This is a genomic window from Microcoleus sp. CAWBG27 (assembly GCF_020883145.1).
Classification (GTDB): Bacteria; Cyanobacteriota; Cyanobacteriia; order Cyanobacteriales; family Microcoleaceae; genus Microcoleus.
Genome location: NZ_JAHREU010000009.1, coordinates 1 through 18,964 on the forward strand (window position 1 = coordinate 1; position 18,964 = coordinate 18,964).

Here is an 18,964-nt window from a genome sequence, read left to right on the forward strand (position 1 = left end):
CGAACTGAGGGGATTCCGCTGCTCGTCTAGCCTACGAAAGGGTTCGACTTCCCCTTGACCCTCAGCTCGTTTTTCTTCGTTCCTTCGGGCGTGATTGATTGTTCCTTTAGGTGGAGCCAATTTAACTACTGGATTCCCTAGACTCTTGCCGATATTCGATCAATAATTCGGCGGGAATGAACTCCAGTGGAGTCGGGAGGTTGGTCTGTGTCCCGCTCTCGGATAAGTTACTTTTCTAGGCTCTGTTGCACCATTGGAACTCCCCATTAGCGCCATTGTCATCTCACAGTAGATGTCTGATTGCGCCCTGTTCCCAGCTTCACTCTCCGAGAATCGAGCTCGGTCGGTGTGGGCAGGTAAGGAGTCATGCCTGAGTCTGGCAGAAGGGACTTGCACCCTTATCAGACCGAGAGTTCAGCCTTGTGGCTGGAAACGCTATGTACGGGCTTTCACCGTGATTCACGTTTCAACGAATCGCACTAATCATTCCGATACAACCGGAATTAATATTCGTTACCATTGAAATACTCGGCGGTTGGAAACCGCATCTACACAAACGATGTCCGCCTCTGCGGACTAAGAAATATGGAATTTGAGAGAAATGTGCGAGTGACTCTTCAACCTGCGGAGGCAGGTTTTGTTTGTGTAGACGCGGTTTCCAACCGCCGGGTTTTTTGGGTTGATATCTGATCCAGTTACATGAATGACCACGATAAAATTAGTATTACCAAATCTCCCAAATTTTAGTTTGTATTCGCTAAATTCGATCGCACGGGAATTTCAATCAAAAACTCCGATCCCTCTCCCAGTGTCGAAATACAGGTCAATCTGCCACCGTGGCGATCGACTACAATCGAGTGAGAAATCGACAGTCCCAAACCCGTACCCTTGCCCACAGGCTTAGTCGTGAAAAACGGGTCAAACAGCCTCGATCGCACTGGCTCCGGTATCCCCCCGCCGTTGTCCGCAATAGATACCGCTACGAAGCCCGCAGCAGCCTCATAAGTCCGAATCGCGATCGTACTGGGATGTCGATCGCACTCCTCGATCGTCCGCCCCTTGTCCCGTTCCTCCAAAGCATCGATCGCATTAATCAAAATATTCATAAATACCTGATTCAACTCGCCCGGAAAACATTCAACTTGCGGCAATAACTGGTAATCTTTAACAATCTGAATCCCCGGACGGCTGCTGTGAGATTTCAAGCGATTTTGCAAAATCATCAAAGTGCTGTCAATTCCCTCGTGAATGTTCGCCGACTTACCAGCAGACTCGTCCAACCGGGAAAAATTGCGTAATGATTTGACAATTTCGACAATTCGCTCGGTTCCTACTTGCATAGAAGTAAACAATTTCGGGAAATCGTCAGCAATATAATCCAAGTCTATTTCATTGAGTTTATCTAACACTTGAGCCGGAGGATTAGGACAGTAATCTTGATAAATTTTAATCAATTCCAACAAATCTAAACTGTAACGGCGAGCCGGACTGAGATTGCCGTGAATAAAGCTAACTGGGTTATTAATTTCGTGAGCGACACCAGCAACTAACTGACCCAAACTCACCATTTTTTCATTTTGAACGAGCTGAGCTTGAGTGGTTCTGAGTTTGTTAATAGCTGCTTCCAACTCTCGCGCTTTTGAACGTTCGCGCGCTTCCGATTCCTGCAAAGCTGACTCCGCTTGTCTGCGATCGGCAATTTCAGTTTGTGCTTGCTCAAAAAGCGTCGATTGCTGGATCGCGATTGCTAACTGCACGCTAATTTGTTTGAGACACTCCACCTCAATTTTTAGCCATTGGCGGCAGCCAGCGCACTCGTGAGCAATCAACAAGCCCCACAACTTCTCACCTTGCAAAATCGGCACTACCAAATTAGCTCGCACCTGAAATTGAGCTAATAAATTAATGTAGCACTCAGAAAGACCAGCTTTATAAATATCATCCACAGCTACAGTGCGACCGTTTTGGTAAGCAGAACCATAGCTGTCTTTAAAGCAAGAATCGTTAATACTTATTCCCTGAAGCGACCGCCAATTTTCACCCACCGCCTCAACTGCTACAAAACCGCTCCAATCGGGATTAAACCGATAAATAATTGTCCGGTCTGTTTGCAGAAAATGTCGTACTTCAGCAACAGCTTTTGTCAAGATTTCTTCTAAATTTAGAGAAGAGCGAATGCGTTCCAGCATCCCTACCACCAAGCGTTCTTGTTTTAATTGCTGGCGCAAGATAGACTCGGCAAGTTTGCGGTGATTAATATCTTCAATCACAGCAATTCCGTAGCTTGGTTCCCCAAACCCGTCCCGCACTAAAGATACAGTCACATTAGCCCAAACAAATGAACCGTCTTTGTGCACAAAGCGTTTCTCAAGTGAATAATTCAAAATTTCCCCAGCTAACAGTCTTTGGGCAGACTCGACATCTGCTTCTACATCTTCGGGGTGAGAAATTTCCCAAACATTTCGCAGTTTTAGTTCCAATTCTGAGTATCCGATAATCTTGCAGAAGCCTTGATTTGCATTCAAGAAACTACCTTCGGGCGACACTTTAACAATCCCGATCGCCGCTTGTTCAAATACAGCCCGAAATCGCTGTTCGCTTTCTTGCAAAGCAATTTCTGCTTTTTTGCGATCGGTAATATCGATTTCCGTGCCAAACAGTCGCACCACCTGACCGAAGTCATTTTTAACAGCTTGTCCTTTACAGTTAACGTGCCGGATTTCTGCTGGTGGACAATATATGCGGTGGTCGATGTCGAAAGCTATCCCTTCATTCACCGCCTTTTGCAAAGCTTCTGTAACGCTTTCCTTATCATCGGGATGAATTTGCTCTAAAATTTGTGTCATTGTCGGCTGCCAATTAAATTCTCTACAGTAAATGCGAAACACTTCGGTAGACCAATTAACAATACCGGTATCTATGTCGAATTCCCAATTTCCCATGCGGCCAATTTCTTGTGCATATTGCAATTGGTCGGCAAGTTCTTGTAGAGATGCGATTAACTGCGTTTTTTCGGCTTCGGCTTCAACGCGGGCGCTGATATCTTTGTGAGTACCCGTCATCCGCAATGGCGCACCCCATTCGTCGTACTCGACTACTTTGCCCATCCCCAAAATCCACTGCCAATTTCCGGCTTTGTTGAGGAGCCTAAATTCAAATTCATAGATCTCGATGCCACCTTCAAAATATAAATTTAAAGATTCTCTTGCTCTGATTCTGTCTTCGGGATGCAGCAAATTTTCCCAACCTTGGAAGTTGTTGTCAATTTCAGTGTCTGCGTAACCGAGCATTGATTTCCACTGCGAGTCGAAATAAGTTTCGCCAGTAGCTATATTCCAATCCCACAGCCCCAAAGAGCTGCCTGAAACCGCTAACTGCAATCGCTCTTGACTGAATTTTAAGGCTGATTCGGCGCGTTTTAAGTCTGTAAGGTCAGCAATGATTGCCATCATTCCTATTGGTTTGCTGGCGCTATCTTTAATGCAGTCAGCTCGCAATTGAGTTTCGATAATTTCGCCGTTTTGAGCCCTGAGTGCAATTTCATTGCTCCATGACAAACCTTTCCGCAGGACTTTAAATAATTTTCTTAACTCTTGAGATTTGGCGTACATTACTGCTGGGCCACCGGCATTATTTAGTTCCTCAACTGTATAGCCGTAGCGTTGAATAAATGCTTGATTGTGATAAATTGAATAGCCGTCTAAATCTGCGATCGCGATCGCATCGCTAGCACTGTCTACAGCTTGAGTTACCAAACACAGGGTATATTCGGCGTTTTTGCGATCGGTAATATCAAAAATCGCTCCGTCAAGCCACAAAACCAACCCTTCTGGATTGTAAGTCGCCCTACCCCTTTGGGACACCCAGCGCACCGACCTGTCAGCACGCACAATCCGGTATTCTACATGATACGGCTGTTTCGAGTCTACCGCCGCTCTGATTTGTCGATCGAGCATTTCCCCGTCTGCCTTATGGATGATGCTAGCAAAACTCAAGCGGTTGTTGTGAATAAAATCCCCAGCAGCATAGCCGCTAATTGCCTCAATTTCGTCACTCACAAACACCATCGTCCAATCAGCATCGTATAAGTTGCGGCAGATAGCGCCCGGAATATTCTCAATTAGCGATCGAAATCTTGCTTCGCTCTCCCGCAAAGCCGCTTCCGTCTCTTTTAAATCAGTAATATCCAGTATCATCCCTTCCCAAACAATATCGCCTTCGGCCCCTATGAGCGCCGTCAAATTAACTCGTTCCGGTCTCGAAACACCTCGCATCCATTTAAGTTTTCCAGACCGCATAATCGCGCGCCATTCCTGCTGCCACGGCTCCATATTTTCCGCAGAATAAACAATAGATTCTTGAATTTTTGGGAGGTCGTCTGGATGAATGCAACTGAACATAAGTTCGGAATTTTCCTGAATATCTTCAGGTTCCAATTCATATAAATCGCGGCTGCCAGAAGAAATGTAAGGAAAACATTGTTTGCCGTCGCTTGAGAAGCGAAATTGATAAATTACTCCCGGCAAATTGGCAGCAATTTGCTGGAGTCTAGCTTGGGTTTCTTGCAGTGCTAATAGTTTCCGCTTATCCTCTGTTACCTCTCGAATTATTCCGACGAGTATTTTACTGCCGTCAGTATTTTTAAATACGGTTTTTTTTGTAGACAGAATGTGCTTAGCACCGCTGCCATCCGTAAATATTTCCTCGCTGTTGTTTTCTTCCCCGGTTCCAAACACTTGTTCGTCTTTCTCCCAAAAAAAATCAGCTTCTTCTTTGGGAAAAAAATCGTAATCCGATTTACCTAGCAGTTCCTCGCGCTGCTTGCCTATCAGCTTGCAAAAAGCATCATTTAACAGTATCCAGCGGTGCTGTTCATCTTTGACAAAAATTGGATCGGCAACTGCATCGATCGTATAATTCAAAAAAGATTTATTAGCTTCCGCTTCCTCTCTGGCTAAAATTTTCTCCGTAATATCGTTAATAGTTCCAGTAGTTCCCTGCGCCGCGCCGTTTTCGCCAAAAATCAAAAATTCCTGAACTTCTACCCAGCGAATTTCGCCATTTTTGGTAAGATATCGAATTTGATAGCAACAGGATATTTCTTGATTTTCGGTCAGATTTTTAGAGCAATTTAAATATTGGTGTTGGTCGTCAGCATAAATGTAACTCAAACAGGAATTTCCTAAACTTTCATCAACCGTAAATCCGGTGATTTTCGTCCAAGCAAGATTGAGAAAAGTCCAATTGCCCGCAATATTTGTTTCAAAAACTACTTCTTTGATCTTGTCAAAAACCTGGGGGTATTTTCCTTGACTTTTTTGCCATTCTGCTTGTCGCTTCTGGCGGGCGATCGCGCACTCGATCGTCCGCACCAGCAGTCGGCTGTCTAATTCTTTTTTCACCAGATAATCTTGAGCGCCGGCGGCAATTAAATTGACAGCCAATTCTTCTTCATCCGCCCCTATCAAAATGACGATCGGAATATTGATTCCGCCATCTTGGAGGCGGAAGAAAGTATTAAATTTTGGGCTATCAGGGAGGGTTAAATCTAATAAAATTACATCAAAAACATCGCTGCTTAAAATTTCTATCGCTTCCCCGATGCGAACTACATTGGTTGTCTCAATTGATACTCTCAGTTCGCGATCGTCGGACAGCAGTTCTTGAATTAGTGCTGCATCTTGGGCACAGTCTTCTACTAAAAGAACTTTCAAGCAAGCAGGCGTTAAAGTTGATTCAAGAACAGAGGTCATACCATTTTAGATTTTAGATTTTAGATTTTAGATTTTAGATTTGGGAATTACTGATGAGTGTCCGGTTTCGCGCTTGTCTAAAGTTGCATTATTTTTTTCGAGCGATATCAGTTTGCTACTTTTATTTATCCAATAAAAACTGCTGCGGATGCAGCTACCTAGCTCCTATCATTTTATATTAAAAATTTAAAAAATTGAATAATTGGAAATAGTGGATGACTCTCATGGTTGAGAGTACGGCGAGTTGCATTCTTTTGAGGGAATGGCATCATTTTTGGGAAACTTGAACCGCAGGCTGTAGGGTGGCTGAGTGCTTGCAGACGCCCGAGATTTATTTGTATGCCTTGACAGTTGACCTGGGACAGTTGACATTTAAGTAGGGGAATTAAAGCGTTGAGGCATAAACAAGTCTAGGCTTTATTGATGAGGTTATTTACGTCCGCGCCGATGTGGCGGTTACTATATAATTGAGCTATTTGCTGCAAGTTGTCGGCCTCACTCCAAACCTAGTGACCCAAATTTATCGTAGTTTTAGCGATCTTGCAAATCTACTCTATTTTAATTTACAACTTTTGGCAAGGAAATAGCAAGAGACTGGGCAAAACATCGCAGATGGAGAAGGACTACATTCCTGACTGCGAACCTAGCTCAGTTACAGTGAATTTACGGAACATACTATCAAATTGTCTCGGTTGAATTACTGACAAGTAACGCCAGTTTGTAGTGAGAACTTTATTCCTATCTTTTGTATAAAGAAGGACTAAAGTCCTCACTACGAACCTTTAATAAAGAAGGACTAAAGTCCTCACTACGAACCTTTAATAAAGAAGGACTAAAGTCCTCACTACGAACCCTTGATAAAGAAGGACTAAAGTCCTCACTACGAACCTTTAATAAAGAAGGACTAAAGTCCTCACTACGAACCTTTAATAAAGAAGGACTAAAGTCCTCACTACGAACCTTTAATAAAGAAGGACTAAAGTCCTCACTACGAACCCTTGATAAAGAAGGACTAAAGTCCTCACTACGAACCTTTAATAAAGAAGGACTAAAGTCCTCACTACGAACCCTTGATAAAGAAGGACTAAAGTCCTCACTACGAACCCTTGATAAAGAAGGACTAAAGTCCTCACTACGAACCCTTGATAAAGAAGGACTAAAGTCCTCACTACGAACCCTTAATAAAGAAGGACTAAAGTCCTCACTACGAACCTGATGCCGAACTTAATTCAGGTTTTCTCACCGGAGGGGATTTTACTGAGTTGAGCAGATAAATTTTTCGGCTGTTTGGGAAGCACAACTGTAAATACGCTGCCTTGACCGAGATTGCTGCTAATAGCAATCTCGCCATTAAAAGGTTTTAAAAGTTCAATACAAGTATAAAGTCCGAGGCCAGTTCCTGTTGGTTCCCCTTCGTTTTTTTCTTCCCCTTTAGGTGGCTTCGACGTATAAAAAGGGTCAAAAAGTTTTGACAAATCTTCAGGTGCTATGCCGCATCCAGTATCTGCAATATCCATGTATATGTTCGAGTTATCTTGCCGAGTCACGATAGTTAGTTCCCTACTTTTTCTTTCCCACATAGCATCCATTGCATTATTTATTAAGTTATAAAATACTTGAGACATATAGGAATAAATTAAGGGAAGGTTCGGAATCTGTTCGTCATAAAAGTATTTTTTTCTAATCTTATTCTTGAAAAACATATTTCCTTCCAATAGTTGAATTTCTCGCTGGACTAAATCGTTGATATTTACAGGATGCAAATCTTGGTTTTGTTCTTTCCTGCTTTTCATCATCAGAGTATCCATAATCTGATTAATTTTTGAGACAGCTTGAAAGATGTATTTGGTATAATTTAAAAAAGAGTCTTCTTGAATTTTTGTGGCTTTTGTTTCAATCAAATCGACGCTAGTCTGGATCACTTGTAGCGGGCTTTTGAGGTTGTGCACCATTCCCTGGGTCAAACGTCCGATGATGGCTGTTTTTTCCTGGTCGATTAATTGCTTGGTTTTTTGTTCGACAAGTCTTTCCAGATTTTGGTTGAGCTGGGCTAGTTCTAGGTTTTTTTCTTCGAGTTTTTGTTGCAAGTTGCGGATTGTCAAGTGAGTTTCTATGCGGCTCAACACTTCTTCGTGCTGGAAAGGCTTAGTGATGTAGTCAACTGCTCCTGTCTGAAAGCCTTTTACTTTATCAAGGGTCTCGGAAAGGGCGCTCATGAAGATGATTGGAATGTCTCGGGTTGACGGGTCTGCTTTCAAACGCAGGCAAGTTTCAAAACCGTCAATTCCGGGCATCATGATATCCAAAAGAATCAAGTCGGGATGGATGTATTCAATTTGCTCGATCGCACTTTCGCCGTCTAGAGCCACTAATACTTTAAATCCGTAATTTCTTAACAACTCGAAAAGTACGTCAAGATTTGTTTGGTTGTCATCGACAATTAGTATGATGCTTCTTTCGGAATTCTTATCGTTCATATTCAAGGTAAAAATTAAAATGATTGAGTTGTGAGTTGTCGGTTGTAATTTTACATCAGATTCAAGGGATTTTCCGTGCTTCTAGAAACCAGGTTGCTGGGTAGATGCCGACGTTGGCAATAGCCTCTTTATAGGGCAATACTGTTCAGTTAACAGTGTTTATTTTCCGGAGATCCCCCTAAATCCCCCGGATAGTCGGGGGACTTTGAGAAGAATCCTGTACCCCCCTTTTTAAGCTACCGTGTACACACAACTTGCCAAAACCTGGCTGTGTCTGACACAACCCTTAGTCGGCAAGGTTTTTAGACAATCGAGATCGTTATCAATAGTTTTAAATTATTGATAATGGGTGACGGGAAATCAAGGATTAAAAAAATAAATTTCCGTTTTTTTTGGGTCAATTGATTTCCAACTCGACTTGTGTGTACACCGTAGCCTTTTTAAGGGGGGTAGGGGTCGAGTAGGGGGCAAGCTAAGGGGGGATCGGGTTTAATCCAAGCGTATTGCGTTATTGACAATCACGATCGGGGCGTGAGATTTAACTGATTTTAATTTATCGGTTGGCTACCCTCAATTTTAGGGCAAATGTTGCTTCAAAAAATCTCGAATTTGCCTGAGCTGAAATCCTTTAGCAAGTTGGCGAACGTGCTGAACGAAAGGGACTAATGTCGGGTCAGAATTTTCTAGTTTAGCAGTTTCCTCCAGAATAGCTTCAATATCGCCCATAGCAGCCAATCTTAACAAGACAAAGACTGACTCTGAACCAGGAGACACTATTGTTGAGTCAGCAATCGCAATCTCCGATAATGCTTTGGGAGTTTGAGCTTTGCGTTTTTTGGTTTCCGATCCCTCTTCGTAAATCCATTCTAGTCTCAAATGCAGGCGCAATAATTCTAAAAGGTCGTTAGTTTGAATCGGTTTGGTGACAAAATTATCGCAACCTGCAAGTATGCTTTTTTGCCTGGTAGTCTCGTAAACGCTAGCGGACAAAGCAAGGATAACCGCATCTTTTAATTCCGGCAACTGTCGCAGCCGCCTGGTGGCTTCCCAGCCGTCCATTACTGGCATCAGCAAGTCCATTAAAATTAGATCCGGTAGAAATTCCTGTGCTTTGTGCAAACAGTCTGCGCCGTCTGTGGCTTCTGCAATGTCAAAGCCCAAACGAGAAAGCAGTCTGTGCAGCATGGCACGATTTACTTCGTGATCGTCTACGATCAGGACTTTCCGGTGGCTGCCTCTAAAACCGATAAGCCGGCGTTTTTCTTGTGTGGAGGGGGTTTCAGAATATTCGGCGACTGCGGGCAAGTCTATATCCAACCAAAATATGCTACCTTTGCCGGGGGTACTTTGGACGTGAATGTCACTGCCCATTATTTTGACTAATTTTTGGCTGATGGAAAGTCCTAGTCCGGTACCTTCGACGAAATTGTTACGATCGCCCACTTGATGAAAAGGCAAAAATATTTCTTCTAGTTTATTCTGCCGGATGCCGATCCCGGTATCTTCGATTTGAAAGCGAATTTTAGCGGTTGGGGCCCGATCGCCAATAGTTGTGGCGATCGCTTCGGGCGCTTCTGTGGTTTCCCGCAGGGCGATCGACTTTTTCGGATCGTCTGCATTCGCAGTCAAATTGATTGTTTGAGTAGCAACTTCTGCTGTCAAACTAGACTTCGCACAGTGGGTTTGAGGATAATTTTCTGCGTAACCGACTTTGAAGGTCACGCCACCGCTCACCGTAAACTTAACCGCATTGCTGAGCAAATTAATCAAAACTTGGCGCAATCTGATTTCATCAACAAAAACGTAGTCTGGCAGCGCCGACACCTGCTCGTAATTAAACGCAATTCCTTTTTGATGGGAGCGCATCTGGAACAGATCGACAATACTTTTAACAAAGCTAGGAAAATGCAGGTTTGTCGGTGACAGTTCCATTTTACTAGCTTCGATTTTCGAGAGGTCTAAAACGTCATTAATCAGGGTTAGCAGGTGGTTGCCGCACTGGTGAACGTTGTTGAGACTTTCTTGTTGCTCCGCAGTTAAATTCTTATCCGGTTTGAGCAGTTGAATGTATCCTAAAATCCCGTTCAAAGGCGTCCGCAATTCGTGGCTCATGTTGGCGAGAAAGTCGCTTTTAGCGCGGTTGGCAGTTTCGGCAGCTTCTTTGGCTAATTGCAGGGCGGCTTCTGCTTGTTTGCGATCGGCTATTTCGATTTGTGCTTGTTCAAATAGGGTCGATTGCTGAATGGCGATCGCCAACTGCACGCCCAATTGTTTCAGGCACTCTGCCTCCAATTTTTGCCAGGGATGGGGGCCAGTGCAGTGGTGGGCTATCAACAGCCCCCACAATTTTTCGCCTTGCAAAATCGGGACTACTAGACTTGCTCTCACTTGGAGGCGAGTCAACAAACTCAAGTAACAGTCGGCGAGGCCGGCATTGCAAACATCTTCTGTAGCTCTAATTCTGCCATCTAGGTAAAGAGGAACGTAGGCTTCCCCAAAACAGGGGTCATAAATTTCCATTCCTATAATTGATAGGGTATTTTCGTCAACAGATTCGACTGCTACAAACCCGCTCCAATCCGGATTGAATTGGTAAATTACAGTCCGGTTTACTTGCAAAAACTGGCGAACTTCTTCAACTGCTTTGGTGAGGATTTGTTCTAAATTAAGAGAAGAGCGAATGCGTTCCAGCATGGCTACTGCCAACTGTTCGCGCTTTAATTGCTGGCGCAAAAATGCTTCTGATTCTTTGCGTTTTGTGATGTCTGTAATGACGGCAATTAACCCAACCGAATGGTTGTTTGTGTCTTTAATGCTATCGGCTCGCACTAGAGCGGTAACAGCTTCATCGCTCTTGGTTCGCAGGGCAACTTCGCCGCACCAAGAGCGACCTTTGCGAATGTTTTTATAGATTTTTTTGTAACTTTTAGGCCGGATGTAAAGCGCGGCGCTATCGCCTAGCTCGTTGAGTTCTTCCACGGTGTAGCCGTAACGCTGAATGAAGGCTTGATTGTGGTAAATAGACTGCCCTTTCAAGTCGGCGATCGCGATCGCGTCGCTGGTACTTTCCACAGCTTGAGTGACCCGCAGCAAAGCTAATTCTGCTGCTTTGCGATCGCTGATATCGGTCATCGAACCCACCATCCGCAGGGGGTTTCCGGCTTCGTCCCAGACTGCTTGAGCGCGGGCGAGCACCCACTTGTAGCTGCCGTCTTTGCACTGCAAGCGGTATTCGGCGGCGTAATTGGGGGTTTGGCGATCGAGATAATCTTGGATTGTGGCTTGCACTCGATCGCGATCGTCTGGATGGATGCGATCGATCCATTCGCTGTTGCTGCTGTCGATTTCGCCGTCTGCGTAACCCATAATTTCTTGCCAGCGGGCCGATCGAAAAGCTTCATCTGTTTGAAGATTCAAGTCCCAAATTCCGTCTTGATTGCCTTTAAGAACTAACTGCCAGCGTTCTTCACTTTTACGCAATTCTTCTTCGGCTTGTTTGCGCTGAATGTGAGAACCCAACTGAGTCGCTACCGCATTGACCAATTCTACTATACGCGGTTCCATAATCGATCGATCGCGCTTGCAGAACAGTAAAACTGCCAGCACCTCTGAATTGGCGCGAATCGGCACTCCGAAACAAGCTTTCAATCCGACTGCTCCCGCCATTTGCGATCGGGCAAAAAATGCATTATTGACTACAGAAACATCTTCAATCCATTCCATCTTTTTGGTTGACCAAATCCGTCCGGGTACTCCCAATCCAGGCGCGAACCTAATTTTCTTACTTTCGTGGCCAAACCTATCTAAATCGCGATCGCTAGCATACCAAGTTTCGCTGTGTCCCAAAACAGTACCATTAGCAACTGGTATCCAAGCTTCAGCAAAATTCCAGCCGATCGCAGTGCACAGCAACCGGAGGATATCAGGGAGAGCGCTGTGAAAATCTACCGACTTACTAATGGCTTGAGTTGCTGCAAGCAACAGCTTAATTTCATCTTCTGCTTGCTTGCTTTCTGTAATATCAGTTCCCGTGCCGAGAATTTGTTTTAACTTGCCATCTGCTGTTTTTGCAAATACAGTATCTCGGCTGACAATCCAGCGCCAAGAACCATCCTTGTGCCGGATGCGGTATTCAATTTCAAAGATCTCTCCTTCTGTACCCGTTGCGACTTGCTGTAAATAATCAGGCATTTTGATGGCATCTTCCGGGTGCATTAAAGTTAACATCAACGGCCCCATTGCCTGAATCTCATCTACTGTATAGCCAATAATCTGAGAGATAGAAGCATTCGCATAAATATTTTTTTGTTCTATCAAGTCGTAAACATACAAAATATTAGGACTTGCCTCAGCAATGCGATCGCTGAACCGCTTGCTATCTTCCAAATCTGCTTCTGCTTTCTTTTTCTCAGCAATATCGCGAACAATGCAAATTATTTCGCCCTCAGGCAGGACTGTCAGCGAGACTTCTTGAGGGAATTGAGAGCCATCGCGGCGGCAGCCTACTGCTTCTGTGCTGCAATAACCTTGGCGCGCTAAAGTCGGCATAATTTCCCGCTCAAACCTTGCGAGTTCTGCACCTTCATAAAATATTTTCCAACTTTTACCCAATATTTCTTCTAGGGCATTGTAACCGTAGATTTTGAGTTTAGCTGCGTTGGCATAAATCAGCTCTCCGCTGGCATTGACAATACCGATACCTTCGGAAGCGGCAGCCATTGCTGCTGCTTGTCGCTGGAGTTTTGACTCAAAACGCTTGCGGCTGGTGATGTCCCGGACGATCGCAATAATTTCGTCATCCGTACAGAAGACTATTCTCGCTTCAAAATCGCACAGTACATCCTGAATTGGCAGTTGATATTCTACAACTTGAATCTCGCCGATCTCGATCGCTTGTTGATTGCCGGACAAGATTTTTTTAGCAAAGGCAGCAGGCAAGATGTCTTGTGCTTTTTGACCAATAAATATGTTTTCCGGTACCAGGGTTTGGATATCTTTTGCGGGTTTGAAGTCTACAAAAGTGCCGTCGGCGCGACAGCGGAATATCATATCGGGTATCGCGTTTAAAAGAGCGCGATTAGTGGCTTCGCTTTTACGCAATTCAGCTTCAGCTTGCTTGCTCAATGTAATATCTCTGGCAACTGCATAAATTAAACTTTCTTCAGCAAAAGGTGATGCCGTCCACGACAGCCATTTATAAGTACCATCTGGGCAAATACAGCGGTTTTCTAAGTTAATAACGGGGTGAGAATTTTGAAGTTTTTCTAATTCAGCTATAGTTATTGCTCTGTCTTCTGGATGCACGAATTCTATAAAAGGTTTGGCTAGAAGTTCGTCTCGGCTGTAACCTAATACATTTGACCAAGCAGGGTTTAAGCGTTTGAAATAGCCGTCAAAACCTGCAATGCAAAGTAAATCTAGCGAAATGCTAAAGAAGCGATCGCGCTCTTGTTGTGTTTGTTTTAATTCGGTGACATCCATCACCAAACCGTCCCAAACTATATCCCCATTGGCTTGCTTGGAGGGCTTAGCCGCGCCTTGCAGCCATTTCACTCGTTCTCCCGTAACTTGTCGCCACTGGTGCTGCCAAGATTCCTGACTCGCCGCTGAAGTTGCGATCGTTCGATGCAAGTCTGAGATGTCATCGGCGTGAACTGTAGCAAAAGCCAAGCTGGCATTTTCTTCTATTTCTTCAGGTCTTAAATTGTAGAGCTGCCAACTCCCAGAAGAAACATAAGTAAAAGATGTTTTGCCATCCACATAAAGCCTGTATTGATAAATCATTCCCGGCACGTTGGTGCTGATTATCTTAAATCGAGCTTCGCTTTCCTGCAATGCTATTTGTTGGCGCTTGTATTCGGTCACATCTCGCATGATTCCGACCAACATTTTAGTGCCGTTAGCTTTATTAAAAACTGTTTTTTTGGTAGATATAATGCGTTCTTGACCTGCGCTATCTGTAAAAGTCTCTTCCGTTTGTTTGGGAATACTTCTTTGCAATACTTGCTCGTCTTGTTGCTCAAAAACTTTGGCTTGTGCTGCGCCCAAAAACTCGTATCCCGACGTACCTATAAGTTCCGATCGCCCTTTTCCCATCAATTCGCAAAAAGCATCGTTTAGTACAACCCACCTATGTTGCTCGTCTTTGACAAAAATTGGGTCAGGAGTAGCATTAATCGTGTGATTTAAAAACTCTTCTGATGCTTTTAGTTCGGCTTCGTAGTGATAGCGGTCGCTCACGTCCAAAATTACTTTAATCATCCGGTCGATCGAGCCGTCGCGGCCCCGGATGCAGCGCAGGGAAACCCGAGTATAAACTATTTTTCCATCTTTTTTGCGCCATCTTTTGTCTAAAATATAGCCTTCGCTCTCCCCGGCAAAAATTTTATTTAACTGCTCTAAACTAGCCTGCCAGTCTTCAGGATAGCCCCACTGTTCCCAATTTCCGTGCAAAAGTTCTTGGCGCTCGTATCCCAGCAAATTGCACAAAGCATCGTTAACTTCCAACCACTGGCATTGTGTGGGTTCTGAGAGGGAAACTGGAGGAGCAATAATCGCAATTCCGACGAGGGAATTTTCGACTACGGAGCGATATTTTGCTTCACTTTTTTGCAAAGCTTCTTGGTTGTGCTGCCGCTCAACTGCGTAGCGGAGCGATCGCATTAACACCTCGCTGTCGATTTTTCGCTTGACTAGATAATCCTGAGCTCCTGCTTGGATTGACTGCACGGCGAGTTCTTCATCGTTGTGCGCCGTCAGTACGACGATCGGAGTATTGAGGCTGTATTCTTGTATGTTAACAATTGTACTTATGTCTTGGCTGTCGGGCAGCGAAAGGTCAAGTAAAATCACATCAAAATGTTCGCCGAGCAAAATTTGCTGCGCTTTGCTGAGACGGTCTGTACAGCTTACTGACAGCCTTTGGGGTTCGGCTCGGCTGACATTTGTTTCTAATAACAATTCTTCGATTAGATCGGCTTCGGCTTGATTGTCTTCGACCAGGAGAACCTTAAAGCCGTTTCGCTTTGCGGTTGAGCTCAAAACTGATATCATATACCTTGTTAATGATCGTAAGGCAGTCGAGCTAACTATTATAGCATAAAAATAATTGAATGCCAAAAATCTCGGTTATAAAAAATAAGATGTTTTTTGTTCAATAACTACAATGCTCTACATCGACTGTGTTTTTGCTCCAAGTACGTCAACTCAATTAGAGGTCAAACTTTTACATTTTTTAGAAGCTAGGTTTTTTGAGGTAAACGAAGCTGCTTGGTGTTGTGTTTTTTGGGCGATCGCCCCCGGCAGCCGATCGCCCCCGGCAACGGCCCCTTGGTTTCCCTTTACACTACCAACACAATCCGAGCGGTATCCCCGCACCACTGCGCCCGCCCAAAAAACGGTAGGAATTATTTTTGATGTTCACATTTTTACTCCTCTTTTTTATGATAGCTTACAGAAACTCCCCACTGCCATTTCTTTACTATTTGCAATTTATTAAATAAATCTTCCCTTGGGGTATTGCCATTTAGGAAAAAAGTTATAATATTGAAATAGAGGCAATCAAAAACTCGGGTGGATACCGCCTCTCGAAACATCCGATAATTGGCGAAACAGTTGGCGAAACAGAACGACATTAAAAAAATGACCGTCCTTGGTTTACCGTCCTTTTATCCCACCAAAAAACGGAGACAGGCTCCCAAAACGAGTCGCCAGCAGCGCAAAATTTTAGACTCTTGTTCAAGCTAGCAGATTCATCTGTGGTGGAGTAAATCTCACATATCAAATCTCAAATTCTCTGAGCGAACTGAGCTGAAATTGAGGAAAAAAATAATGCCAGAAAAATTAGCAATTCAAGAAAAACAAGTTTTAATTCCCAAAGAAAAAGCCTTAATATTGTGGTTTGATGAAGTCGGGATAGCCGACATCCCATTAGTAGGGGGTAAAAATGCTTCATTGGGGGAAATGATTCAACAGTTAACCCCCAAAGGAGTCAGCGTCCCCAATGGATTTGCAACTACAGCATACGCTTATCGGTACTTCATCGAGTCAGCGGGTTTAGAAGCAAAATTGCGCGAAATCTTTGCCGATTTAGACGTAGAAAATCTCCAGAACCTCCGCATCAAAGGGAAGCAAGCGCGGGCGTTAATTCTCGATACACCGTTTCCGCGAGACTTGCAAGCGGCGATCGCAGATGCTTACGATCGACTGTGCGATCGCTACGGCGACAGTACAGACGTAGCAGTCCGTTCGTCCGCCACCGCCGAAGACTTACCAGACGCCAGTTTCGCCGGACAGCAAGAAACCTACCTCAACGTCCATGGCTGCACCAGCGTCCTCCAATGCTGCCACAAATGCTTCGCCTCCACCTTCACCGACAGAGCGATTTCTTACCGCCAACAGCGAGGTTTCGACCACTTTGAAGTCGCCTTATCCGTCGGCGTGCAGAAAATGGTGCGATCGGACTTAGCATCCTCCGGCGTCATGTTCAGCATCGACACCGAAACCGGCTTCAAAAATGCCGCCTTAATCACCGCCGCCTACGGATTAGGAGAAAACATCGTTCAAGGAGCAGTAAATCCCGACGAATACCTAGTTTTTAAACCCACATTAAAACAAGGTTTCCGCCCAATTCTCGACAAACGCCTCGGCACCAAAGACATCAAAATGGTGTACGATCTCGGCGGTTCCAAATACACCAAAAACCTCTCGGTAGCCCCAGCAGAACGCGGCAAATACGCCCTTAACGATGAAGAAATTCTGCAACTAGCACGTTGGGCCGTACAGATAGAAGAACACTACTCTCAAGTCCGCGGCACCTACACGCCGATGGACATCGAGTGGGCAAAAGATGGCAATACAGGCGAACTATTCATCGTCCAAGCGCGGCCGGAAACAGTACAATCACAAAAATCTGCTACAGTTTTACGCAACTACAAATTGCAAGGTTCCAGCGCAGTTTTGGCAACAGGGCGTGCCGTTGGTGAAGCTATCGGACAAGGTAAAGCCCGCGTAATTTTAGACGTTCACCAAATCGCTGACTTTGAAGCAGGGGAAGTTCTTGTTACCAACAAAACTGACCCGGATTGGGAACCGATCATGAAAAAAGCCAGCGCGATTGTCACCAATTCCGGGGGCCGTACTTGCCATGCTGCGATCATTGCCCGGGAAATGGGAATCCCCGCCATTGTCGGCACCGGCGACGGTACCAAAGTCTTGCAAAACAATCAAGAAATTACTGTTTCTTGTGCCGAAGGAGAGGAAGGCAAAGTTTATTCTGGTTTAGTGCCTTTTGAAATTCAAGAAACTGCGATCGACAATTTGCCCCGCACCCGCACTCAAATTTTAATGAATGTCGGCAACCCAGAAGAAGCTTTTGGTTTGTCAGCAATTCCTTGCGATGGCGTAGGGTTAGCGCGGCTAGAATTCATCATCGCCAACCACATCAAAGCGCATCCCTTGGCACTGATTCACTTTGACGAATTGACCGACACATCAGTCAAGCGCCAAATTGCCAAACTCACAGCACTTTACAAACACAAACCCGATTTCTTTACCGACAAACTAGCCCGCGGAATTGCCACCATCGCCGCCGCATTTTATCCCAATCCTGTCATCGTGCGGATGAGCGATTTCAAGAGCAACGAATATGCTAATCTGCTGGGAGGGCGGCAGTTTGAACCGAAGGAAGAAAACCCGATGATCGGGTGGCGCGGCGCTTCTCGTTATTATGACCCGAATTACCGCGAAGCTTATGCTTTGGAATGCAAGGCATTGAAGCGCGTTCGCGACGAAATGGGCTTGACAAATGTGATTCCGATGATTCCGTTTTGTCGCACGCCGGAGGAAGGCCGCAAAGTGTTGGCCGAGATGGCAAAACACGGTTTAGTCAAGGGTGAAAATGGCTTGCAGGTGTACGTGATGTGCGAATTGCCCAGCAATGTCATATTTGCTGACGAATTTGCCAGGGTGTTTGACGGATTCTCGATCGGCTCTAACGACTTAACTCAGCTAACATTAGGATTAGACCGGGATTCTGCCTTAGTCGCCCACATCTTTGACGAACGCAATGAAGCTGTGAAGCGGATGGTCGAAATTGCCATTAAAGCCGCCAAAAAGTACGATCGCAAGATAGGCATTTGCGGCCAAGCACCCAGCGATTATCCTGAGTTTGCTCGCTTCTTGGTTGAGTTGGGAATTGATTCGATTAGTTTGAATCCCGATTCGGTTTTGAAGACTTTGCTTGATGTTGCTAAGGTGGAGGCTTCCGGTGCGGTAATGGATTTAGCGGCCCAGGTTGCTAAAGTTTAATCCATCTCCCCTTCGTAGCGAGGACTTTAGCCCTCTGATTTAGAAAGGACTAAAGTCCTCACTACGAACCTATTGCCCTTCGTAGCGAGGACTTTAGCCCTCTGATTTAGAAAGGACTAAAGTCCTCACTACGAACCTATTGCCCTTCGTAGCGAGGACTTTAGCCCTCTGATTTAGAAAGGACTAAAGTCCTCACTACGAACCTATTGCCCTTCGTAGTGAGGACTTTAGCCCTCTGATTTAGAAAGGACTAAAGTCCTCACTACGAACCTATTACCGTTCGTAGTGAGGACTTTAGTCCTCTGATTTAGAAAGGACTAAAGTCCTCACTACGAACCTATTACCGTTCGTAGTGAGGACTTTAGTCCTCTGATTTAGAAAGGACTAAAGTCCTCACTACGAACCTATTACCGTTCGTAGTGAGGA

The 18,964-nt window shown here is 44.8% G+C and carries 5 protein-coding genes; 2 read left to right on the forward strand and 3 right to left on the reverse strand.

All coding sequences use genetic code 11. The annotated features are described in order from the left end of the window. Positions 1 to 743: 743 nt before the first annotated feature. The 3 genes from QZ938_RS07605 to QZ938_RS07615 form a co-directional block, all read right to left on the reverse strand. Positions 744 to 5,753: a PAS domain S-box protein gene (locus QZ938_RS07605; protein ID WP_293350373.1), complete on the reverse strand. Its 5,010-nt coding sequence runs from the start codon at positions 5,751 to 5,753 to the stop codon at positions 744 to 746. A 1,229-nt stretch (positions 5,754 to 6,982) separates the two neighbouring features. Beyond that, the gene (locus QZ938_RS07610) at positions 6,983 to 8,230 is read right to left on the reverse strand and encodes a response regulator (protein WP_293149989.1); all 1,248 of its coding nucleotides are present in this window, start codon (positions 8,228 to 8,230) and stop codon (positions 6,983 to 6,985) included. 576 nt (positions 8,231 to 8,806) lie between these two features. Next, positions 8,807 to 15,283 (reverse strand): PAS domain S-box protein, encoded by a 6,477-nt coding sequence (locus QZ938_RS07615; RefSeq protein WP_293350370.1) that lies wholly within the window; start codon positions 15,281 to 15,283, stop codon positions 8,807 to 8,809. 112 nt (positions 15,284 to 15,395) lie between these two features. On the opposite strand from QZ938_RS07615, the gene QZ938_RS07620 reads away from it, so the two are divergent. After that, positions 15,396 to 15,728, forward strand: coding sequence for a hypothetical protein (locus QZ938_RS07620; RefSeq protein ID WP_293149985.1), 333 nt, complete (start codon positions 15,396 to 15,398; stop codon positions 15,726 to 15,728). A 332-nt stretch (positions 15,729 to 16,060) separates the two neighbouring features. Then, positions 16,061 to 18,538, forward strand: coding sequence for a phosphoenolpyruvate synthase (ppsA, locus tag QZ938_RS07625; RefSeq protein ID WP_293350367.1), 2,478 nt, complete (start codon positions 16,061 to 16,063; stop codon positions 18,536 to 18,538). Positions 18,539 to 18,964 lie beyond the last annotated feature (426 nt).